The organism is Micromonospora sp. DT229 (assembly GCF_049844505.1).
Lineage (GTDB): Bacteria > Actinomycetota > Actinomycetes > Mycobacteriales > Micromonosporaceae > Micromonospora.
In genome coordinates this window covers 1-21,891 of record NZ_JBNCLD010000006.1, presented here as the reverse complement: position 1 = coordinate 21,891, position 21,891 = coordinate 1, and the positions used below count along the sequence as shown (strand labels likewise).

The 21,891-nt window shown below is 69.6% G+C and carries 16 protein-coding genes; 10 read left to right on the top strand and 6 right to left on the bottom strand.

Features of this window, described 5'->3' with window-relative positions:
• Nucleotides 1–69: 69 nt before the first annotated feature.
• Together ACLQ2T_RS11255 and ACLQ2T_RS11250 are read right to left on the bottom strand one after the other, a co-directional pair.
• On the bottom strand, nucleotides 70–909 hold the full coding sequence (locus ACLQ2T_RS11255; protein WP_425765951.1) for a DNA-processing protein DprA: 840 nt from the start codon (nucleotides 907–909) through the stop codon (nucleotides 70–72).
• A 33-nt stretch (nucleotides 910–942) separates the two neighbouring features.
• The gene (locus ACLQ2T_RS11250) at nucleotides 943–1,281 is read right to left on the bottom strand and encodes a hypothetical protein (RefSeq protein WP_425765950.1); all 339 of its coding nucleotides are present in this window, start codon (nucleotides 1,279–1,281) and stop codon (nucleotides 943–945) included.
• 136 nt (nucleotides 1,282–1,417) lie between these two features.
• Here ACLQ2T_RS11250 and ACLQ2T_RS11245 point away from each other — a divergent pair, with 136 nt between their 5' ends.
• The 3 genes from ACLQ2T_RS11245 to ACLQ2T_RS11235 all read left to right on the top strand — a co-directional run bounded on the left by ACLQ2T_RS11245 (nucleotide 1,418) and on the right by ACLQ2T_RS11235 (nucleotide 3,791).
• Nucleotides 1,418–2,314 carry a helix-turn-helix domain-containing protein gene (locus ACLQ2T_RS11245; RefSeq protein ID WP_425765949.1) on the top strand — a complete coding sequence of 299 codons (897 nt, stop codon included), beginning with the start codon at nucleotides 1,418–1,420 and terminating at the stop codon, nucleotides 2,312–2,314.
• The gene (locus ACLQ2T_RS11240) at nucleotides 2,314–2,514 is read left to right on the top strand and encodes a DUF397 domain-containing protein (protein ID WP_425765948.1); all 201 of its coding nucleotides are present in this window, start codon (nucleotides 2,314–2,316) and stop codon (nucleotides 2,512–2,514) included. Before ACLQ2T_RS11245 ends, ACLQ2T_RS11240 begins: the two co-directional genes overlap by 1 nt.
• 185 nt (nucleotides 2,515–2,699) lie before the next feature.
• The gene (locus tag ACLQ2T_RS11235) at nucleotides 2,700–3,791 is read left to right on the top strand and encodes an IS630 family transposase (protein WP_425765947.1); all 1,092 of its coding nucleotides are present in this window, start codon (nucleotides 2,700–2,702) and stop codon (nucleotides 3,789–3,791) included.
• Nucleotides 3,792–3,814: 23 nt separating this feature from the next.
• On the opposite strand, the gene ACLQ2T_RS11230 is transcribed toward ACLQ2T_RS11235, so the two are convergent.
• Nucleotides 3,815–4,765, bottom strand: coding sequence for a hypothetical protein (locus ACLQ2T_RS11230; RefSeq protein ID WP_425765946.1), 951 nt, complete (start codon nucleotides 4,763–4,765; stop codon nucleotides 3,815–3,817).
• 801 nt (nucleotides 4,766–5,566) lie between these two features.
• Here ACLQ2T_RS11230 and ACLQ2T_RS11225 point away from each other — a divergent pair.
• On the top strand, nucleotides 5,567–6,385 hold the full coding sequence (locus ACLQ2T_RS11225) for an NPCBM/NEW2 domain-containing protein (protein ID WP_425765945.1): 819 nt from the start codon (nucleotides 5,567–5,569) through the stop codon (nucleotides 6,383–6,385).
• A 58-nt stretch (nucleotides 6,386–6,443) separates the two neighbouring features.
• Here ACLQ2T_RS11225 and ACLQ2T_RS11220 read toward each other — a convergent pair whose 3' ends face one another.
• Nucleotides 6,444–10,547 carry an Eco57I restriction-modification methylase domain-containing protein gene (locus ACLQ2T_RS11220; RefSeq protein ID WP_425765944.1) on the bottom strand — a complete coding sequence of 1,368 codons (4,104 nt, stop codon included), beginning with the start codon at nucleotides 10,545–10,547 and terminating at the stop codon, nucleotides 6,444–6,446.
• Nucleotides 10,547–13,726, bottom strand: a complete 3,180-nt coding sequence (drmD, locus tag ACLQ2T_RS11215; RefSeq protein ID WP_425765943.1) for a DISARM system SNF2-like helicase DrmD — start codon at nucleotides 13,724–13,726, stop codon at nucleotides 10,547–10,549. The genes ACLQ2T_RS11220 and drmD overlap by 1 nt, the downstream gene beginning before the upstream one ends.
• A gap of 322 nt (nucleotides 13,727–14,048) precedes the next feature.
• Here drmD and ACLQ2T_RS11210 point away from each other — a divergent pair, with 322 nt between their 5' ends.
• Nucleotides 14,049–15,050, top strand: a complete 1,002-nt coding sequence (locus ACLQ2T_RS11210; RefSeq protein ID WP_425766268.1) for an aldo/keto reductase — start codon at nucleotides 14,049–14,051, stop codon at nucleotides 15,048–15,050.
• A gap of 13 nt (nucleotides 15,051–15,063) precedes the next feature.
• Here ACLQ2T_RS11210 and ACLQ2T_RS11205 read toward each other — a convergent pair whose 3' ends face one another.
• The gene (locus tag ACLQ2T_RS11205) at nucleotides 15,064–17,214 is read right to left on the bottom strand and encodes an elongation factor G-like protein EF-G2 (RefSeq protein ID WP_425765942.1); all 2,151 of its coding nucleotides are present in this window, start codon (nucleotides 17,212–17,214) and stop codon (nucleotides 15,064–15,066) included.
• 240 nt (nucleotides 17,215–17,454) lie between these two features.
• Between ACLQ2T_RS11205 and pgsA the strand changes: the two genes are divergently transcribed.
• From pgsA to pdxS, 5 genes are all read left to right on the top strand, one after another.
• On the top strand, nucleotides 17,455–18,087 hold the full coding sequence (gene pgsA / locus ACLQ2T_RS11200) for a phosphatidylinositol phosphate synthase (RefSeq protein WP_425765941.1): 633 nt from the start codon (nucleotides 17,455–17,457) through the stop codon (nucleotides 18,085–18,087).
• A gap of 28 nt (nucleotides 18,088–18,115) precedes the next feature.
• Entirely contained in the window at nucleotides 18,116–18,994 is an 879-nt protein-coding gene (locus tag ACLQ2T_RS11195) for a phosphatidylinositol mannoside acyltransferase (protein ID WP_425765940.1), read from the top strand.
• Nucleotides 18,995–19,007: 13 nt separating this feature from the next.
• The gene (locus ACLQ2T_RS11190) at nucleotides 19,008–20,168 is read left to right on the top strand and encodes a glycosyltransferase family 4 protein (RefSeq protein ID WP_425765939.1); all 1,161 of its coding nucleotides are present in this window, start codon (nucleotides 19,008–19,010) and stop codon (nucleotides 20,166–20,168) included.
• A gap of 26 nt (nucleotides 20,169–20,194) precedes the next feature.
• Nucleotides 20,195–20,701 carry a hypothetical protein gene (locus ACLQ2T_RS11185; protein WP_425765938.1) on the top strand — a complete coding sequence of 169 codons (507 nt, stop codon included), beginning with the start codon at nucleotides 20,195–20,197 and terminating at the stop codon, nucleotides 20,699–20,701.
• A gap of 129 nt (nucleotides 20,702–20,830) precedes the next feature.
• The gene (pdxS, locus tag ACLQ2T_RS11180) at nucleotides 20,831–21,742 is read left to right on the top strand and encodes a pyridoxal 5'-phosphate synthase lyase subunit PdxS (RefSeq protein WP_425765937.1); all 912 of its coding nucleotides are present in this window, start codon (nucleotides 20,831–20,833) and stop codon (nucleotides 21,740–21,742) included.
• Nucleotides 21,743–21,891: the final 149 nt, after the last annotated feature.

The following is a 21,891-nucleotide window of genomic DNA, read 5'->3' as shown; positions in this document are numbered from 1 at the left end:
GAACCGGCCGCTGCGGCACCTTCCAGGGGGCGGCCGCATCGACGCCAGGCGAGACTCTTCGGTCAGTGTTCAGCAGTGGAGTGCGAAGTCAGGGAAGTTCTCCAGGCCAGCTTCGGTAGGTTGGTAGCTGAGGATGTCATCGACGGCTTCTAGCAGCTGTGCGGTGCCGTGGACGACGTAGACGCCGGGCTTTTCGGCGAACGCCTTGGCCCAGTCGCACTGCATGACCTGACTCGTGAGAACGACGGGACGACCGTGCTGGAGGGCGAGCCGGGCCTGGACGCGTGCTCCGCTGGTCTCGCCTGCTTCGACGACGACAGTCGCGACTGCGTATCCGCTCATGACGGCGTTGCGCATGGGAAAACTCTGGCGGCTCGGCGGGGTGTCAGGCCAGAACTGCGAGATCACCAGCCCCACGTCGGCGACGGTGCGGCCTCCTGCCTCCAGTGCGGCGGTGTGAGCGGCGGTGTCGATGCCGGTGGCGAGCCCGCTGACCACGGTCACGCCACGCCCTACCAAGGTGGTGGCACACGCTCGGGCGATCCGTAGCCCGTCCCTGCTTGCCTTGCGGCTGCCGACGAGGGCGACCGCCCGGTCATGAACCCGCAAATCACCTCGGCTGAACAGGAGCGGTGGCATCTCCCGGATGCCGAGCAGTTGGGCCGGGTAGGTGGCGTCGAAGAAGGCGTGGACGCCGATCCCCTCTGCCTGCCACTCGGCGATCTCGGCGGCGGCAGCGTCGAGCAGACTGGTTGCCGAATCCGCATCCGGGAAGAGCGTGGCGGAATGGCCGACTGTGTGGTCAAGGACGGCCTTGGCGCTGCCGTTCTCCTGGATCTGCAGCGTCGTCTCCGGCCAGCCTGCATGAGGGCGACGGAGTAGGGCGACCAGGGCAGCCCGCTCGATCATCTCGGTGTCCATAGGGTTCGCGCGGGTGACGTTTCACCCGTCGGTTGATCGGTCGGCCGGGACCAGGGCTTCGCTGCCGGACCAGTTGATGTTCTCCTCCGCGATCAACTTGTCCGGCTCGCCGTCCTGGTCGAGCGTGGAGAGGCTCGCGTAGTAGCGTCCGAAGCCGTAGCCACCGGCTCTCAGGGTGGCCAGCGCCCAGTCCCGAAGCCGATCGTGCGGCGTCTCCGGCGTCTGTGGGCGCACCGGCACCCGGATGACCCCGAGCAGGTCGTACCACTCGTCCCGGGTGCTGGCGTCGACCACCCGGCAGAGCGACAGGGCGTGCCGCACCTCCGGCTCCCGAGGAAACCACCTGATCTCGCTCAACATGCCGCCTCCTTGTGGACAGTGAAGCTCCCCGTGGCAGCATCGCCGATACCGCTATTTATATCAAGAACCTATCGCGAGAAAGCTTTGACGGATATTGTGAGCGCCGTAGATGCGACAGTGGAGGGAGCGGATCGAGATGCCATCGAACTCCGGAAGGACGCGCCGCAAGCGGCCGTTGCTTGTGTCCCCGACCGTGCAGGCATGGGAGCTGGGGTTGCGGCTGCGTGAACGCCGCGAGGAAGTGGGGATGACGGCGGTGGCCGCCGGTCGGGCCAGCGGCATCACCCAGGCGTACATCTCCGGGGTGGAGGCCGGGCGGGTCAAGCTGCCGGGCGACCGGCTGGCCCAGCTCGTCACGGTGTACGAGATCGACCCTGCCGACGCCGCCGAGCTGGAGGAGCTGCGGGTGGCCGCCATGACGCGCGCCTGGTGGCACCAGTACTCACAGCTCTTCCCGGCCGAGTTCCTTCGCTTCCTCGGCTACGAGGCAGGGGCCGAGCACATCCGCACCTATGACAACGAACTGTTGCACGGGCTGTTGCAAACCGAGGAGTACGCCCGCGCGGTCATCCGAGGCGGCAACACCTACGTCCGGCTGACCGAGATGGAGCGGCGGGTCACCGTGCGAATGGCGCGGCAGCGGCGGCTCGACGGCGACCACCCGTTGCGGCTGACCACCGTGATCGCCGAGGGCGCGCTGCGGCAGCAAGTAGGCGGCCCCGAGGTGATGCGCGCCCAACTCGACCACCTCGATCGGCTGCTGACCGAGCGGCCGGAGCAGTTCGAGATCAGGGTCATGCCCTTCACCGCCGGGGCGCATCCTGCGCTTGGCGGCCCGTTCCAGATCCTGTCGTTCCCGTCGCCCCGGCTGCCCGAACTCGTCTGGCAGGAGGTGCTCACCTCCAGCGACATCATCGACCAGTCGAGCAGGGTCGCGGACTACGTGGTCACCTTCGCTGAGGCACGGGAGCGGGCGCTAAGCTCGGCGGAGTCGCTGGCGCTGATCCGGCGGATCGCCAAGGAGATGACGTGATGGCCCCTCGTCCCGCCCCTGACCGTGGCTGGTTCAAGTCCTCCCGCAGCTCCAACAACGCCGCCTGCGTCGAAGTCCGGATCGACGGCGGTGCGGTGGATGTCCGTGACACCAAGGACCGCAGCGGCCCGATGCTCACCTTCGACGCCTCCTCTTGGGCCAGCTTCATGAATGGGCTCAAGGCCGGCGTGGCAAGCTGACGGTTAGCCGCACTCCTGTGGTGGACTCGCCGGTTCGGCGGTATGGCGGCATCCCGGGCGCCAGAAGTCCGCTACTTCGCCGCAACCTAGTGCCTCGTCTTTGAACGTTGATCGTGTAATCCGCTGGTTCTGAGGATGTATCGGGCAGGCTGTCCCCCAGTACTCGTGGTGGGAGGTGGTGGCCGGTGGGTAGACGGCCGGAGGTGTTCGTCCGGCAGGTGTCGATGGCCGAGGGGCAGCGGTTGCAGCGGATCACCCGGACCGCGAGGGACCCAGTGAAGTTGCGCAGGGCGATCGTGGTGCTGATGTCTGCCCAGGGGCAGCCGGCCCCGGACATCGCTCACCTGCTCAAGGCCAGCGAGGACTACGTCCGTGACGTGATCCACGCGTTCAACGAGCGGGGGGTCGACGCCTTGAACCCAAAATGGAGCGGGGGCGCACCGAGACGGATTGATGAGCAGACCCGCGATTGGATCTGTGTCATCGCCCGGTGCGACCCCCGTTTCCTCGGCCGGCCGTTCTCCTGCTGGTCCCTGGCCAAGCTGCGCGACTACCTCATCGAAGCCGGTCACGTCACAGCGATCAGCATCGAAACCATCCGCCGGATCCTGCACGAACGCGGGATCTCGTGGCAGGCCACCAAGACGTGGAAGGCCAGCACCGACCCCGACTTCACGTCGAAGATGCGCCGTATCCTGGACCTCTACGACCATCCACCAGCTGATGGTCGGGTGCTGTCTGTCGACGAGTTCGGGCCGCTGAACCTGCAACCCCGTCCCGGCCGCGCCTGGCGGCCCGTCGCACACCCTGTGCGGCTACGGGCCACCTACACCCGCGACCAGGGCGTGCGGCACATGATCGCCGCCCTCGACCTGACCACCGGACGCCTGCACTACCGCATCCGCGACCGCAAACGCTGGCGCGAGTTCCTCGGTTTCCTCAAGACCCTGCGCCGCCGCTGGCCAGACGACCGGCTCTACCTGATCCTGGACAACTTCTCCCCGCACAAGCACCCAGAGGTCCGTACCTGGTGCGCCGCCAACCAGATCGACCTGGTGTTCCTACCGACGTACGCGTCGTGGCTGAACTGGATCGAGGCCGAGTTCGCCGCCGTCAGGTACTTCGCCCTCAACGGCACCGACCACCGCACCCACGCCGAACAGGACACCGCCATCGGCGCCTACATCCGCTGGCGCAACCAGCACGCCAGACCGAAATCAGGATTCGCCACCGGATCCAAGATCCGCCATCCGGATTACCCGTTCAAGGCTGCATGACGGGGCACTAGTTGATCAGCGGGTTAGGAGATCGCGGCGACTACCGCCTGGGCCAGGCGGAGTTCAGCTTCTTCCCGGCCTGCGGTCTCGGGCGTCTGGATGGCCACCTCGATCAGGCGATCGCCCTTGACGCACGCGATGCCCAGCGGAAAGGTCTTGAACCCGGCATCGCCCACGTCAGCACGCCGGCCACCACCGGAGTCGTAGTCCTTGACTGCCTGCGCGATATCGTCGGCAGGCAGCGACTCCGAGACCCACCACCAGACGTGCACATCCCCGGCCGTGACCTGGCAACCCTGGGCCGGGACGAACGGGCGACCAAACATCGTCGTCTGCTGTGCGTAACGGCTGAAAGTCGTCTCAGGCCCGACCGGCACCGGGAGATCAGCGTCACCCAGCCAGTTGCAGGCTCCGGGGCGTCCCTCGGCCGGAATGGCCAGTTCGGCGGGCACCGGTTCGTGGAAGGGAAGCTTGATCAGTTGATTGGCCCATCCGCACAGCATGCCCGAGTCGTGTGACGTGCGGAAGTCGTAGATCACCACGTCGAACAATGTAGGCTCGAAGACCTCACAAATCGCGCCATGCTGTTCCTGGTTTCTAAACCGGATGAAATCTGGCCCGAGGTCATTTGCTGGCATCCCCCGACCGGGATGTCCGGTTCGTTGTACATTCCGTCGGAACGCCATGAAAAGAAGTTTTTCCGAGCCAAATTCGTAATAGCACTCCGACAGCCCGGAATCGTCCTCAGACGTCTTCTTGTCGGTCACCGGTTGTCCGATTATCGACGCCACGACCGCATCATCGAGACAAATTAGATGAGGCATATCGACCTGGGGCGGAGCGGTCGGGAAGTTTAGCGTAATCTCCCGCGCCGAAGCGTCCTGATTACCGGTCGGCCCGGATCCGCTGCAAGCCGTTCCAGCGAGAAGGAAGACACCAAGGGTCAGCGCCCCGAACCTTTTGATGAACGACATATGATGGCTCACTTCCTAGCGCCGGATGAATCAATGACGATCGTGGGGAGGGAACGCCCTCTGGCGGTTCTGACTCTGTTTACCAGGGGCCGACATACAGGGGCAACACCCGAGGGTGCGACCGTGGACGACGACCGGGCATTCCTGTTTCCTCATCCGGAGGATCGGCCCATATGGCACGGACAGTCGAACGTCGACGAACCGAAGAGTCGCAGCGATGTCCAGATCGCGATTGTCGGCTTCTCGACATTGTGGCGGGGTGTTGATCTGCGGTTCCGGAACTGGCCGGGAGCTCTGTCCCAACAAGCGACCATCGGCTGGCCGAGAGGGCTGCCGGTCCTGCGGTGCCGACGGAGTGAATGGGCCAGCGACCCACCCTCTCCACTCCCGCCTTTGCTCTTCCTCAACCCACGCACCGGATTCGGCGGCAAACCATTGCGTGGGTTGAAGTAGAGTAAGAAGCTCACAGCACAGTTGAGGACCTGGCCGACAGCAACTCAAGTTGGTCGACCACCCTGCCGTCGAGGCCAATGGCCTGCTCGTATCATCGACCATGCTCACGGCTCTTTCTAGGGAGCCATCCGACTCGACACCCAAGTGATCACCGAAGGGTTGCGAGCCCCCATCTCCAAGTTGGATCGATCAGTGAACCCGCTAGCTTCGAACGGCCTGATTAGGTGCGATCAAACTAGCCCGAAGCGGCTGATCGGGTCAGTTCCCGATCCGGCAGGTCCATTGCTCTTTCGTGGGATCTTCGCTAGCGTCTCGCGTCGACATGACGCTATCGTCAACGGAGGTTCAATGTCGCAGAAGAGTCGCGACAACCGCGCGGAAGAGCAAAGCGGCGATGGGCGCACGAGCGACGCGCGGCCCGTGGCGGAAAACGCTATGGAACTCCGAACCAAAAAGATCATCGCCATCCTCGGTGTCTGCACCGCAGTTCTGACGCTGCTGACCGCAGTGCTCGGCGTGGTAAGTGTGCGGGTCAACCAGCAGAAAGATCAGGCCGAGGGCCGGGTGGAGGCGCTCTCTGACGAGGTGTCCGGTCTCTCTGAGCAGGTAGCTACGCTCAAGACCGAGCGAGACACGCTGGTCCTAGACATCGACAGGCTGCGCGAGGAGCGGGATGGCCTGAGGCAGGATCTTGACGATGCCACCAGCGAGGATGGCGAGTCCTCCTCGGACGGCATCCCGCCCAACATGGTCTATCTGGCCGACGAGCAGATGTTGCGCGGGGAAACCCCCGAGAAGGGTGCCGCTAACGTGAGCGGCAAGACCTACGTCCACAGCATTTCCTTCGCGCAGGGCTACGGGCGGTCAGAAGCCAAGCAGGTCTACGCCGAATACGACCTGGGACGCCGGTACGCCGAGTTCACCGCCGTCATCGGGCTGTCGGACAAGAACCGGAACGGCAACCGGGAAGTCAAGTTCGAAGTGATCGTGGACCAGGAGGTGATTCATGAGGAGACCCTCGCCGCCGGCGCCTCCAAGAAGGTCGCCGTTAAGGTGGCCAACGGGCAGCGACTACGCCTGCAGATGACCTTCTTCCGGCCCTCGGACGCTTCCGGCTTCGACGACAACGACAAGGTGGTCTGGGGCGACGCAGCGCTGCGGGTCTGACACCGACAACCTCATTTGATTAGACAGTCACCTGGAATCGTTGGAGCCACTTACCCCTTTAGAACAGCGCGTCGGGAAGAGGGAATAGGCCGCCGTCTAGAGCCGGCCCCATCGATATCGGAGGTTCTGCCGGGTCGTTCGCCGATCGGGGCTGGGGGACGAGTTTCGTCGGCTTTAGCGGCTTGCGGCGGGTTCCGAGGTTCCGGTGTTGCTCTTCCTCGTGGCGTTGGTGGTTGAGTTCGAGCAGCAGATCGAGGACGTCGACCTGGGCGGTCGGGTCGATGGTGTACCGGGTGCCCTGCCGGGTCTGGTGGAATCCGTGTCCCAGCGGCACGGTGAAGCCGTACGCCTCGGCCACCGCCTCGTCGATCTCGACGTGTATCTCCCGCAGGCGGCGGATGTCCGCGCTGCTCACCTGCTCGTCGTGCACCCGGTTGTAGAGCTTCGTCAACCCCAGGTCAAGATCCAACATCACCGAGCGACGGTACGAGTCCAGCTCCGCTCCGATCCGCGCCATCCGCTCGGTCGCCTCCGGCTGCGGAAAGGTCTCGAAGCAGTCCGACGGCGTGTACTGAAGGTCAGCTGTACGTGTTGAAGAGAATTTCCATGCCCACAGAACGTGAGCTACGGAGTTCAGAAGTGCAAGCTTATCGGATTTGTCGGTGGCGAAGACTACTATCTTTTCATTCAGAACTTGATTTGTGGGTACGAAAGTGGCGGCCGCAGTGCTGCTGACTCGGGCGATAACAAGCACACGATCGAGCCCTTCGATCGCCTTGTGTAATGCCGGTCGTTTTTCGGCGTACTGCCACCAGTAGTCGCGGTACACCTTTCGGTTGTTTCTGTCCCGGAAGGGTTTTACCTCGCGTTCCACGATGGCGAAGCAGTCGGGGTATTGCTGGGCGCGTTCGACTGACCAGTTGTGAAAGTTGATGACCCAGCGGCGGGCCGAGCAGTCGGGACGGCCGTTCAGGTCCTCGCCGTTGAGGTAGGGATAGAGCACCTCGGCGTTGCGCGGATCCTTGTCGATCAGCGCCTGCGCCTGCTCCGGTTCCAACAGGAAGCCAGTGCCGAGGACATACGAGCCGATGTAGGACTGGTCGGCGTTGGCGGCCAGGCGGTACGGGTTGCCGGTCACCCGGGAACGGGCGTCCAGGGACGGGGTGATGCCGCGCACCGGGCGGCCGTCCAGGATCGGCGTCTCACCCTCGGCGGCGTGGCCCACCCAGAGCAGCGACACCTCCAGGGAGGCGGTGCCGGGCCACGGCTGGGACTTGTTGGCCCGGTAGACCGTCCAGCCCATGTCGACCACCTGATCCAGGCCGACCTCGCGGGTGTCGCCCTGCCCGATGGTGTTGGTGGCGATGATGCCCACCCGGCCCTGGCCGGTGACGCTGAGGTTGCGCAGCAGGAAGTAGGAGCAGAGGTCGGCGCTGCCGCGCTTGCCTCGGCCGACCCGCTCGACCAGATATTCGCGCACGTCCGGCCCGATCGCCCCGGTGAGGCGCTGTCCGCCGACGAACGGTGGGTTGCCGATGACGGCGTCGAAGCCGGACCGGTTGACCACCTCGGGAAACTCCAACGGCCAGTGCAGGGGCCGGATCGGTTCCGGGCGGGAGCCACGCAGCCAGTCGGTCACGGTCAGCTCGATCCGCTGCGCCAGCTCCGCGTCGTCCGGCCGGTCGAGCAGCCCGTACACCTCGTCGCTGATGGCCAGCAGGCGGTCGTCGTACTTCGCCTCGGGGTCGTCTTCGTCGTCCTCCGGATCCCACGGGCGGCGCCTGGCCCGCACGGCGGTGGAGAGGGCGGCACCGACCACCGCGTCGGCGGCCAACCGCAGGTGCCGCCCGAGGTTTTCGACCTCGTCGAGCTTTCCCTGCTTGTCGGCGGCGTCCCGGGTGTCCTCGACCACTGTCGCGCCGATCGAGTCGCGTAACGCGGTCATCCTGTCGACCGTGCGTTCGAGCCGGCCGACCAGGTCGCCGAAGAAGCGGCTGTGCTGGAAGCGGCCGGTCTCCGGGTCGAGGTGGAAGGCGGTGAGCTGATCCAGCGAGGTGATCCCGACCAGGGAGTCGCCGTGGCGCAGCGCGTGGTCGAGGAAGCCGAACGGCTTGCCCTTGGCGAGGGTCACCAGCCACAGCGACAGCTTCGCCAGCTCCACCGCCATGTCGTCGCGGTCCACCCCGTACAGGCAGCGGGCGGCCACCATCCGGCGGGCGGTGAGCAGCAGATCCTCCCGGTCCGGGTTGCCGTTGGCCAGCTCGGCCAGCTCGGCGGGGAGCCCGTCCCGATCCCAGGCCCGCACCAGCACCTCGGCCAGGTAGCGGCAGGCCGCCACCAGGAACGCCCCGGAACCCATCGCCGGGTCCAGCACCTTCAGCGCCAGCAGCTCGTCGGCGGTCTTCGCCCGCCACACCCCCTCGTCGGTGACCCCCTGCGCCGGGCCGGGGGAGAAGCAGAGCGGGGCCAGGGTGTGCCGCACGACCTCCTCGGCCAACTCGCGGGGCGTGTAGTGGGTGCCGGTGTTCCGCCGGTCACCGAACTGGGTGAACAGCACCGACCCGGCGGGGAAGACGGTGGGCAGGTCCCGCAGGTCGGTGCGGAGCAGACCCCAGAAGGGGCGTACCCGATCGGCCAGGTCGGCGTCGTTGTCGCAGGCCGCGTGCAGCGCGGCGAGCTGGTGCGGCGCGGGCGTCTTGGCGCGCGCCTTCTCCACCTGCCGGGTGGTCAGGTCGTAGCGGGCGACCAGCCACACCCGCAGCTCCGCGTCGCCCCGCTCGGCCGCCGCCTCCAACTCCGCCAGCGGCAGCTCCGGCTCCCGCCTGCCGATCAGACCGACGTACGGCTCGGCCACCCGGGCGCAGGAGAAGTCCAGCAGGCCCTCGTAGACGTGCCCGAGCTGCTCCACCCCGAGGCTGGAGTAGCTGAGCTGCTCGGCCGCCCTGCCCTGGTGCCGCAGCACCAGCAGGGCGTCCAGCATCTCGAACACCACCCGGTCGGTGATCGCCGCGTCGACCAGCCAGGGAAAGCGCCACGGGTTGAACAGCGACCCGCCGTGCGCGGGGATGCGCAGGTCGGGGTGCTCGCAGCCGCTGTGCACCGCGGCGAAGAGGGCGATCAGCCGGGGCCAGGCGGCGGTACGCCGATCGCCCACCTCGTCGCCGTGCACGGCCCGCACCGCGCCGAGCTGGCCGTGCAGGGTGGACGCCGCGTACGCCTGCGCGTACAGCGGGTCGGCCACCGGCAACAGTCGCTGCTCCTCGGCGTAGAGCAGGAACACCAGCCGCATCAGTACGGTCAGCGCACCCTGGTAGATCTCCCGGGCGCTGACCTTGCCGAGCAGCCGGCCCTCGGACTCCCGGTCGAGCCGGGCCAACTCGGCCACGAAAAGCTCCACCGCCTGCCGGACCTGATCGCCGAGGGTGGTGGTGATCTGGGTGAGCGCCTCCGCGCTGCGGGCGAACAACCCGGCCAGGCCGGTGGAGGGACGGCCCTCGGCGTCGGTCGGCGGCAGCAGCACCCGGGACGCGGCGAGCAGGGTGGCGAAGGCCCGCAACAGCGCGGGCTCCTCCAGCCACAGGTCGGCGTCGAAGACCCCGACCCCGGTGGCCTCGCCCCGGCGGGCGTGCACCAGCGCCCAGTGCTGCCCGTTGGTCACCAACGCCAGCGGCACCTCGGTGTCCCGGCACAACTGGGCGGCCTGGTCGACCGGGGCGGGCCTGTCGCTTCGGCCGGAGGTCAGCGACATGCCGAAGGGCACCCGGTGTACGTGCAGCCGGGCGGCCCGACCGCCGCCGAGTCGCGGGCCGGACAGCACCAGCTCCGGCTGGAAGCCGTTGCCCCCGGAGACCCCCTCGCTGCGGGCGCTGGAGGGATAGTTCAGCAACTCGCCCAGGATCAGCTCGGTCCAGGCCGGGCCGAGCAGATCCGGGGCCTCCTGCACCTCCGCCCAGCCCTGCCGGATGCGGTTGCGCACCTCCTCGGGCACCGTGTCCAACCCGTGCGGCAGCGCCTCCACCAGCACCGGCACGGTCAGGAAGGGGCCCTCCGGGCGCAGCAGACCCAGCCACTCGGCGTGCTGCTCGTCGATGCGCTGCGCGGGCGGTCGGCCGGGCCGACGGCCGGAGTCGCCTCGGGACTGGCGGGGAATCGCGGGCGGCATCAGCGGGCACCTCGGGCCAGGGACGCGGGGACCAGGAAGGTGACGGCGGCCGGGAACCAGCGGACCGTCGGGTCGGCGTAGCGGCGGCGCAGGGCGGCGGTCTCCCGCTCCCGCTGCGCCGGGATGTCCCGCAACCGGGTCTTCAGCGCGTCCCGGTCGGCGTGCAACTGTTCCCGCTCGACGGCGAACAGGGTCGGCTGCTCCCAGTGCGGCTCGTCGGTGAGCTTGCTCCGGATCGAGGCCGCCAACTCGGTCAGCACCGCCTCGATCGCGGTGACCTCCTCCTCGCAGCGTCGGGCGAGCAGCCCGTGCAGGCTGCGGGCGCGCTGGTCGGCCCGGGTGCCCAGGGCGCGGGCCAGCGGCCCGGACAGGGTCGGCCACAGCTCGGCCAGGTGCTGCCGCACCCGCTCGGCGGGCACCTCGTCGGTGGCGGCGGCCAGCAGCGTCTCCAGCTCCTCCTGCCGGGCTCGGGTGAGCCGCCCGCCCTCGATCGGGCCACCGGCGGTGACGATCTCCTCATGCAGCCGGATGCCCTCCGCGCCGGTGATCACCACCCGGCCGTGGGCGACCAACGCTGGCGTACGCAGCAGGTCACCGGGGACCACCCGGGCGGTGACCCGGTGCAGCTTCGCCCCGCCGGACCCGGCGTCGCCCCGGGCCTGCGACCACAGTTCGGCGCGCAGCAGCCGCAGACACATCTGCACCAACTGGTGCCCGAGGTGCAGCAGCACCACGTCGGTGCGTCCGGCCGCCGCATCCGGGTCGAAGGTCACCGGTCGCTCCCGGCCGGTGACCGGATGCAGCAGACCGTCGTTGCGGGCGGCGGCCCAGGCACCGGGCAACTCCGGCAGCCGGAACCAGCGGCCCAGGGCACCCGGCGGGGTCGGCGCGTCGATCAGATCCCGGCGGTGGGCCAGCAGCAGCCCGGTCCGTACCACCCGTTCCACGGTGGCCGGGGTCAGGTTCAGCGCGGTCCGGCTGCCCTTCAACGTCTCCGTCAGCCGGTGCAGGTCGCGGGCCAGATCGCGTTCCACCCGCAGCCGTGCCCGGCTGGCCCGCCGGTCGATCTCGGCGTCGGTGACCTGCCAGTCGGAGCGTCGGCCGGTCATCTTCTGTTCGATCTGGGTGGCGATCACCTCACCGGCGCTACCCAGGTCGGTGCGGATCGCCTCGACCTTCTCCACCGCCAGCCGCAGGAACGCCAGCTCGTCCTCCAACGAGCCGTCGGTGTAGTCGACCTGCTGCCAGCCGGCCGGTACGAAATGCCACACCTCGACCCGGGCGGCGCGCTGGCCGTGCCGGTCGATGCGGCCGTTGCGTTGTTCCAGCCGGTTGGGGTTCCAGGGGATCTCCCAGTGCAGCAGCCGATGGCAGTGCCGTTGCAGGTTGATGCCCTCGCTGGCCGCGTCCGTGGCGAGCAGGACGCGGACCGGGTCGAGATCGGGATCCTCGGTGAAGACGCTCTTGACCCGCTCGCGTTCCTCCGGGTCCTGTCCACCGTGCAGCAGGGCGATGCGGTCCGCCGGATACCCGGCACTGATCAGCCGCTCGTGCAGCCAGCGCTGGGTGTCGCGGTACTCGGTGAAGATGATGACCCGCTCCGGCTGCCACTCACCCTCGGGCCGCACGATCGGGTCCAGCCAGCGGCGCATCGCATCGAACTTGGCATCCGACCGGTCCTGGGCGGTACGGGCCCAGTCCCGCAACTCCTCCAGGAGTCGGCGTTCCTCGGCGGTCAGCGGTGCCGCGTAGTGCCGGACGGCCCTTAGGGCGTCCGCCTCGGCGCTGCCGTAGGCCTCGTCGTCCTCGGCGGTCTCCGCCAACCGGTCGATCACCGGTTGGAGGACCTTGTCACCGGCAGCCCGTTCCACAGTCAACGCCGGGCCCGCCGCCGACCGGGCCGTCATGGTGGCCAGGTGGGTGTCGACCGTCTCGGCGAACGCCTTCGGGGAGGAGAAGAGCCGCCGCTTGAGCAGGGTGGTGACGAAGTCGGCGGCGACCTGACCGGCCCGCCCCTCGGCGTTGGTCCGGCGGCTGGCCGCGTACCGGTTGAGCCGGTCGTGGGCCTGCCGCTCGGCGGGCGGGTAGTCGACCTCCAGATAGTCGAGATGGCGTACCGGGAACCGGGGGGTGCCGTCCCACCTCGGCGGCAGCTCGTTCTTCAGCCGCCGCACCATCACCCGGGCCAGTTGCTCGTCGCTCGGCTTGACCCCCCGGGCGAAGCGTTGGTCGTCGAGCAGCTCCAACAGGGCGGTGAAGGACTCCGTGAAGCCGTTGTGCGGGGTGGCGGAGAGGAACAGCCGGTGCTCGCAGTGCGGGGCCAGGGCACGGATCGCCCGGGTGCGCTGCGAGTCCACCGCGTAGCGCCCCCGACCGGACGGCGCGCAGGTGTGCACCTCGTCCACCACCAGCAGGTCGAACGCGCGCGGATAACGCGGCGTCATCGGCAGCACCTCGCGCAGCAGCCGCAACGGCCGCTCCCGCTTGAGCCAGTCCACGCTCACGATCAGCCGTGGGTAGTGCGTCCACGGGTTGGTGTAGAGCCCACGCGAGCGACGCAGCTCCCGCAGCAGACGGGTGTCGACGATGCGGAAGTCGAGGCCGAACTTGTCGCGCATCTCGTCACGCCACTGCCGGGTCAACCCCGCCGGGCAGACGATCATCATGGTGCGGGCCCGGTGCCGCAGCATCAGCTCCTGCATCACCAGGCCGGCCTCGATGGTCTTACCGAGCCCGACATCGTCGGCGATCAGCAGGTTGGTGCGGGGCATCGACAGGGCCCGGACCACCGGGTCGAGCTGGTAGTCCTCGATCTCGATGCCGGAGCGGAAGGGTGCCTGGAGGGCGGTCCGGTCCGCCGAGGCGATCGCGCCCCACCGTACGGCGTCGAGGAAGGCGTCGAGCTGCGCCGGATCGTCGTACCCGTGACGGGGGTCCGGCAAGGTAGCGCTGTCATGCACCCGCCGCCCCGGCTCCAACTCCCACACCACCCGCAGCTCCTCGTCGCGGGCGTCGTCCTCCGTGCTGACCAGGGTCACCAGGTGTGGCGGCTGTGCGGTGAAGACGTGCGGATCTCCGCTGGTCACCTCGCTGCGACTCACGTCGGCGATGACCCAACGGCGATTGCGTACCGTGACGAGCTGACCGGCCAGCGGCCTGGTATCGGTGGTCGTGATCATCCGGCTCGAACCATCGGGAGGGGCTCCTCTGGCCGTCATGCATCGAGCGATCCGCAGCAACGGATGCGTGCTCGGGCGGGCAAAGGTGCAGAGTAAACGACTGTCCACAGAAGATCTACATAAGACGGATGTCCGACGCCGGCCACTCACCGTGGCCGAACCGGGTGCTTTCTGCGGACGATTGATCCGCCTGGCCCGGTACCCCGTACGGATGATCGTGATGAATATCTGCCCAGCACCGCCCTTGGGATGGCACGATGCGCCGGTGGCGGAGTCGAGACGGACGCTGGGTCGCAGCGGCATCGGGGTCAGCGCCCTGGGCATGGGCTGCTGGGCGATAGCCGGTCCCTGGGCGGAGGGGCGTACCCCGCTGGGCTGGGGGGCGGTCGACGACGCCGAATCGGTACGGGCGATCCGCCGGGCCCTCGACCTGGGGGTGACCCTGTTCGACACCGCGGACACCTACGGCGCCGGGCACGGCGAGCGCCTCCTGGGGCGGGCCCTGGCCCGGCGGCGGGACGCGGCAGTCATCGCCACCAAGTGGGGCTACACCTTCGACGAACAGACCCGACAGGCCACCGGTACGGACCCCTCACCGGCCTACCTGCACCGGGCCGTACGGGCCTCCCTGCGGCGGCTGGGCACCGACCGGATCGACCTCTACCAACTGCACCTGGCCGACCTGCCGGTGGCCCGGGCCCAGGCGCTGATCGGCACCCTGGAGGAACTGGTCACCGACGGCCTGATCCGGGCGTACGGCTGGAGCACCGACCGCACCGAACGGGCCGCCGCCTTCGGTCAGGACGCCCCGCACGCCGCCGCCGTGCAGCACGGCCTGTCGGTGCTGCGCGACGCCCCGGAACTGCTCGACCTGTGCGAGAAGTACGACCTGGCCAGCGTCAACCGGGGGCCGCTGGGCATGGGGCTGCTCACCGGCAAGTACCACCCCGCCTCGACCCTGCCTCACGACGACATCCGGGGCATGACCTCAGGCTGGTTGGAGTGGTTCCGGGGTGGCCGTCCCGCCCCGGAGTGGCTGCGCCGGGTGCAGGCCGTCCGGGAGGCGTTGACCGCCGACGGCCGTACCCTGGCCCAGGGGGCGCTGGGTTGGATCTGGGCCCGCAGCGACCGGACCATCCCGATCCCGGGCTGCCGCACGGTGGCCCAGGTGGAGGAGAATGCCGCCGCGCTGACCCTCGGCCCGCTCACCCCGGACCACTTCGCCGAGGTCGAACACCGACTGGCCGCCCTGCGCGCCGCCGCCCTGCGGGCGGCCGACCGCCCCTACTGGCCCAGCCCGATGCTTCCCACCGCCCGCCCCTGACCGCCCCCGACCCTCAGGCGTGCTCCTTGCGGATCTGGTCCGCCAGGTGCTCCGGCATGGGGTCGTAGCGCACGAACCGGCGGCGGAAGGTGCCCGCTCCGGCGGTCATCGCCCGCAGTTCGACGGCGTAGCGCAGCAACTCCGTGGCGGGCACCTCGGCCCGGACCAGGCTGCGCCCCTCGGTCTGCGGGTCCGGTTCGGTGCCGAGCACCCGGCCCCGGCGGCCGGACAGGTCACCCAGCACGGTGCCCACGCTGCCGTCCGGCACCCGCACGGTCACCTCGTCGACCGGTTCCAGCAGCACCGGCCGGCCCTTGGCGGCGGCGTCGCGCAGGGCCAGCGCCCCGGCGGTCTGGAAGGCCGCGTCGGAGGAGTCGACACTGTGCGCCTTGCCGTCGACCAGGGTCACCCGCAGGTCCACCACGGGGTGCCCGGCGAGCAGCCCGCGTTCCATCTGGGCGCGTACCCCCTTCTCCACCGAAGGGATGTAGTTGTGCGGGACCGCCCCGCCGACCACCCGGTCGACGAACTCGAAACCGGCACCCCGGGGCAACGGCTCCACCTCGATGTCGCAGACCGCGTACTGGCCGTGCCCGCCGGACTGCTTGACGTGCCGGCCGTGCCCGGCCGCCGGTGCCGTCAGGGTCTCCCGCAACGCCACCTTGACCGGCTCGGTGTCCAGCTCGACCCCACCGGCGCGCAGCCGGTCCAGGACCACGTCGGCGTGCGCCTCGCCCATGCACCACAGCACCAACTGATGGGTCTGCGGGTTGCGCTCCAGCCGCATCGTCGGGTCGCCGGCCACCAGGCGGGCCAGGTTGCGGGCCAGGGCGTCCTCGTCGGAGCGGGTCCGGGCCACGATCGCCACCGGCAGCAGCGGCTCCGGCATCTCCCACGGGGCGATCAGCAGTGGGTCCTCCTTGGCGGAGATGGTGTCCCCGGTCTCCGCGCTGCCGGACTTGGTGATCGCGCAGATGTCACCGGCCACCGCCGCACCGACCTCACGCAGGGTGGCGCCCAGCGGGCTGTAGAGGTGCGCGACCCGCTCGTCGGCGTCGTGGTCGGGGTGGCCGCGTTCGGCCAGCCCGTGACCGGCGATGTGCACCGTCTGGTCCGGGCGCAGGGTGCCGGAGAAGACCCGCACCACGCAGACCCGGCCGACATGCCGGTCGATGGTGGTCTTGACCACCTCGGCGACCAGAGGGCCCTCCGGGTCGCAGGTCAGCGGCGGACGGGGGGAGCCGTCCACCCCGGTGACCGCGGGCAGGGTGTGCTCCAGCGGCGAGGGGAAGCCGGCGGTGAGCACCTCCAGCAGGGCGTCCACCCCGACCCCGGTGGCCGCGCAGACCGGTACGACCGGATAGAAGTGGCCCCGGGCCACGGCCTTCTCCAGGTCCTCGACCAGGACGGCGGGGTCGATCTCCTCTCCGGCCAGGTACCGGTCCATCAGGGTCTCGTCCTCGCTCTCGGCGATGATCCCCTCGATGAGTTCGTCCCGGGACTCCGCGATCGCCGGCAGGTGCTGCGGGTCGGGCTGACGCACCTGGGCGGGCAGCCCGTCGGTGTAGTCGAAGACCCGCCGGGTGATCAGCCCCAGCAGGCCGGCGGTGGAGACCCCGTCATCGCCGAGCATCGGCAGGTAGAGCGGCATCACGTTGTCGCCGAAGACCCGCTGGCACAGCGCCACCGCCTCGTCGAAGTCGGCGCGGGGGTGATCCAGTCGGGCCACCGCCACCGCTCGGGGCATGTCGACGGCGGCGCACTCCTCCCACAGGGCGGCGGTGGCGGCGTCCATCCCGTCCACCGCGGAGACCACGAACAGGGCGGCGTCGGCGGCCCGCAGCCCGGCCCGCAACTCGCCGATGAAGTCGGCGTACCCGGGGGTGTCCAGCAAATTGACCTTGATGCCGTCGTGCATCAGCGGCGCACAGGCCAGGGCGACCGACCGCTGCTGGCGTACGGCCGCCGGGTCGTGGTCGCAGACCGTGGTGCCCTCGGCCACCGAGCCGGCGCGGGAGATGGTGCCGGTGGCCGCCAGCAGCGCCTCGACCAGGGTGGTCTTGCCCGCACCGGAGTGCCCGACGAGCACCACGTTGCGAATTTTCGCCGGGTCGGTCACCACCGGTACCCCGGTGGTGTGCTTGTCCTGAATCTTCTGCGCCATCGGGCGCACCTCCCTCAGCCGGTGGTGGCGACCGCCGCGCGCGACGGGATGCGGCCCGGACGGGGTACCGCGGCGATCATCCTCCGGTGGTTCGCCCCGGACCGGGCAGTCAACGGGCGGTCGGGTGAGCTGGGTCACCCTCCCGTCTCGATCCCACACCCGATGGCCGACCGGCACAACCCACTTGGCAGGGACCGGCGTTGTTGCCGTCGCAGGACCGACCGTTATCGTGGGACCGCCATGGCGAAGATCTTCCAAGTGTCGGTCCGCGCGGGGATGACCCGCGTCGTCGAGCCGATTGCCCGCCGCCTCCTGCGCGCGGGCGTTACCCCCAACGCGGTCACCGTCGCGGGCACCGTAGGGGTGCTCGTCGGCGCCCTCGGCTTCGGTGCCCGCGGCCACCTGGTCGCCGGTGCGCTGATCGTGACGCTCTTCGCGCTCACCGACATGCTCGACGGGACGATGGCCCGGATGAGTGGCGGATCCACCCGATTCGGCGCTTTCCTGGACTCCAGCATGGATCGGGTCGCAGACAGCGCGGTGTTCGGCGCGGTCGCGTTCTACCTGGCCGGGCAGGGGGACCGCGCCGGCACGGCCGCCGCGTTGATCTGCCTGGCCGCCGGTGGACTCGTCTCGTACGTGAAGGCCCGCGCCGAAGGGCTCGGCATGAGCGGCAACGTCGGCATCGCCGAACGTACCGAGCGGTTGCTGATCGTCGGGGTGGGTGGCCTGCTGGCCGAACTGGTCCACCCGCTGGCCCTGCCGATCGCCCTGTGGCTGCTGGCGGCGGTGTCCCTGTTCACCGTGGGGCAGCGGATGCGGTTCGTCTACCGGCAGGCCCAGCAGGTCGACGTGCCGGGCGGCCAGGGGTGAGCGGCACAGCCCGACCCCGGGGGTGCCGGTGAATCTCACCGAACTCGGCTACGTCGCCGGCTGGCGACTGGTCCGTGCCCTGCCCCGCCCGGTGGCCGCGGCGGCCTTCAACGCCGGCGCCGACCGGGCCCACCGTCGTCGGGGCGCCGGCGCCACCCGGCTGCGCGCCAACCTGCGCCGGGTGGTCGGCCCGGAGCTGCCCGAGGCCGAGCTGGACGACCTGGTCCGCGCGGGCCTGCGGTCGTACGCCCGCTACTGGATGGAGGCCTTCCGGCTGCCCTCGTTGAGCCGGGAGCAGGTGCTGGCCACCTTCCGGCTGGACGGCGCCGAGCTGCTGGCCGCCGACGTGGCCGCCGGACGGGGCGCGGTGGTGGCCCTGCCGCACGCCGGCAACTGGGACCTGGCCGGTGCCTGGGTGGTGGCCAACGGCTGGCCGCTGTCCACGGTCGCCGAGCGGCTCAAGCCGGAGGCCGTCTACCAACGGTTCATGGCCTTCCGGGAGGGGCTGGGCATGGAGATCCTGCCCACCACCGGTGGCTCGCGACCGCCCCTGGACGTGCTGACCGACCGACTCAACGCCGGAGCGGTGGTGCCGCTGCTGGCCGACCGGGACCTGTCCGCCCGTGGGGTGGAGGTGGACTTCTTCGGTGGCCGGACCCGGATGCCGGCCGGTCCGGCTCTGCTGGCGCTGCGCACCGGTGCACCGCTGTACGTGGCGTCGTTGTGGTACGAACCGAATGCGGCCCGCGCCGCGATCGAGGGTCCGCTGCCGGTGCCGGGTCCGGAGGAAGGCGCCCTGGACACCCGGGTCCGGTCGCTGACCCAGCTGATCGCCGACGGTCTGGCGGCGGGCATCGCGCGGCATCCGCAAGACTGGCATATGTTGCAGCGGATGTGGCTGGACTGAGGGGACGGGCGCAATGCGGATCGGCATCGTCTGTCCGTACTCCTTCGATGTGCCGGGCGGGGTGCAGAACCACGTCATGGACCTCGCCGAGGCGTTGATCGGGCTCGGCCACGAGGTGAGCGTGCTCGCCCCGGCGGACGAGGACGTCCCCCTGCCGCCGTACGTGGTCTCGGCCGGTCGGTCGGTGCCGCTGCCGTACAACGGTTCGGTGGCCCGGATCGCCTTCGGCCCGGTCTCCACCACCCGGGTACGCCGGTGGATCACCCGGGGTGAATTCGACGTGCTGCACGTGCACGAGCCGCTGACCCTGAGCATCTCCATGCTCGCGGTGCTCTCCGCCCGCGGGCCGGTGGTGGCTACCTTCCACACCGCGATGACCCGGTCCCGGGTGCTGTCGGCCGCCCAGGGGGCCCTGCAGATCGTGCTGGAACGGATCACCGCCCGGATCGCGGTGAGTGCCCTGGCCCGCAAGGTGCAGGTGGAGCACCTCGACGGCGGGGCGGTGGAGATCCCCAACGGGGTGGCGGTGGCCAAGTTCGCCGGTATGCCCCCGCTGCCCGGCTGGCCGGGGGAGTGCGGACCCGGCAGCGGCGGCGCCCTGGGCTTCCTGGGCCGGTTCACCGAGTCCCGCAAGGGTTTCCCGATCCTGCGGGACGCCTTCGTCGAGCTGGCCCCCCGGCGACCCGGGTTGCGCCTGCTGGTCGCCGGCCCCGGCGACCCGGACGACCTGTTCGACCGGTTCCCCCCCGAGCTTCGGGATCGGGTCACCTTCCTGGGGCTGGTGCCCGAGGCGGAGAAGGCCCGGATGCTGCGCAGCGTGCACCTCTACGTGGCGCCGAACACCGGGGGGGAGTCGTTCGGCATGATCCTCACCGAGGCGTTGGCCGCCGGTACCACCGTGGTCGCCAGTGACCTGGACGCCTTCCGCCGGGTGCTGGACAACGGACGGGCCGGGCGGTTGTTCCCCACCGGTGACGCCGCAGCCCTGGGCCGTACCCTCGTCGAACTGCTGGACGATCCGGCCGCCCGGGCGGAGTTGACCGCCTGCGGCGACCAGGTGGTGGCGAATTTCGACTGGCCCGTGGTTGCCCGCCGGGTTCTGGAGGTATACGCAGCAGCGATCGAGGCGACCGACGGGCGGGTGATCGACCAGGAGTGGGTGGGACTGGACTGACCGGGAGGAACGGGAGCAGCACTACGATGCCGGGCATGTGGTGGGTGGTGGGGGCGACGGTGGTCGTCGCCCTGGTGGCGACGTACCTGATCTGGACCGCCGGTCGGGTCGAGCGCCTGCAGGCCCGCGCGGAGCTCGCGGCCCGGGCCCTGGACGCCCACCTGCTGCGCCGCGCCGCCGCCGCCGCGGTGCTGGCCGAGCGCCGCTACGGCGTCGAGTTGTACGCGGCGGCCCGCATCGCCCTGGACGCGCAGCCGCAGGAGCGGGAGGCGGCCGAGAACGACCTGACCCGGCAACTGCGGGCGGTCCAGCTGGACCCCGCCGACCCGGACTGTGAGGCGGTCATCGCGGCCAGCCGACGCCTCGCCCTGGCCCGCCAGGTGCACACCGACCTGGTCCGGGACGCCCGTACCGCGCGCAGCCGCCGCCTGGTGCGCCTGTTCCGGATGGGACGACGGCACACCTGGCCGCGCTACTTCGACATCGACGACCCCACCCTCACCGTGCCGATCGTGGACGTCTCCCCACGCTGACCTGGACCGTCGCAGGTGACGGGGGCCACATTCCAGGCCACCAGCGCTGCGATTGGCTGTCGGAAACGACGCCGCCGCGGCCATAGCATTCCGCTGCCCCCACCCGCGTGCCTCAAGGAGCGATCAGCCGTGACTTCCCCGAACCCCACCGCCACCAGTCCGGCCGTCGGCACCGCCCGCGTCAAGCGGGGGATGGCCGAGATGCTCAAGGGTGGCGTGATCATGGACGTGGTCACCCCCGACCAGGCGAAAATCGCCGAGGACGCCGGTGCGGTAGCGGTGATGGCGCTGGAGCGGGTACCCGCCGACATCCGCGCCCAGGGCGGGGTCTCCCGGATGAGCGACCCGGACATGATCGACGGGATCATCGACGCGGTCTCCATCCCGGTGATGGCCAAGGCCCGCATCGGTCACTTCGTCGAGGCCCAGATCCTCCAGGCCCTCGGTGTCGACTACGTCGACGAGTCGGAGGTGCTCACCCCGGCCGACTACGCCAACCACATCGACAAGTGGGCCTTCACGGTTCCCTTCGTCTGCGGGGCCACCAACCTGGGTGAGGCGCTGCGCCGGATCACCGAGGGCGCTGCCATGATCCGCTCGAAGGGGGAGGCCGGCACCGGGGACGTCTCCAACGCCACCACCCACATGCGCAAGATCCGCCAGGAGATCCGCCGGCTGTCCTCGCTGCCCACCGACGAGCTGTTCGTCGCGGCCAAGGAGTTGCAGGCCCCGTACGAGCTGGTCAAGGAGGTGGCCGAGACCGGCAAGCTGCCGGTGGTGCTGTTCACCGCCGGTGGCATCGCCACCCCGGCCGACGCGGCGATGATGATGCAGCTCGGGGCGGAGGGGGTCTTCGTCGGCTCCGGCATCTTCAAGTCCGGCAACGCGGCCCAGCGGGCCGCCGCGATCGTCAAGGCGACCACCTTCCACGACGACCCGGAGATGCTGGCCAAGGTCTCCCGGGGTCTCGGCGAGGCGATGGTCGGCATCAACGTCGACGACATCCCCGTCCCCCACCGCCTGGCCGACCGCGGCTGGTGAAGTGCAAGGAAGGGCACCTTATTAACGCCTGCGGTAGAGAAGGGGACCCTTCTTAGAGTGTGTCTCAGGTGATGAGTTTGAGGTAGCGCTTGTGGCAGGTCAGGGCGGCGGCGAGGGTGACGAATGCGCAGTACAGGCCAGGGTCGCGT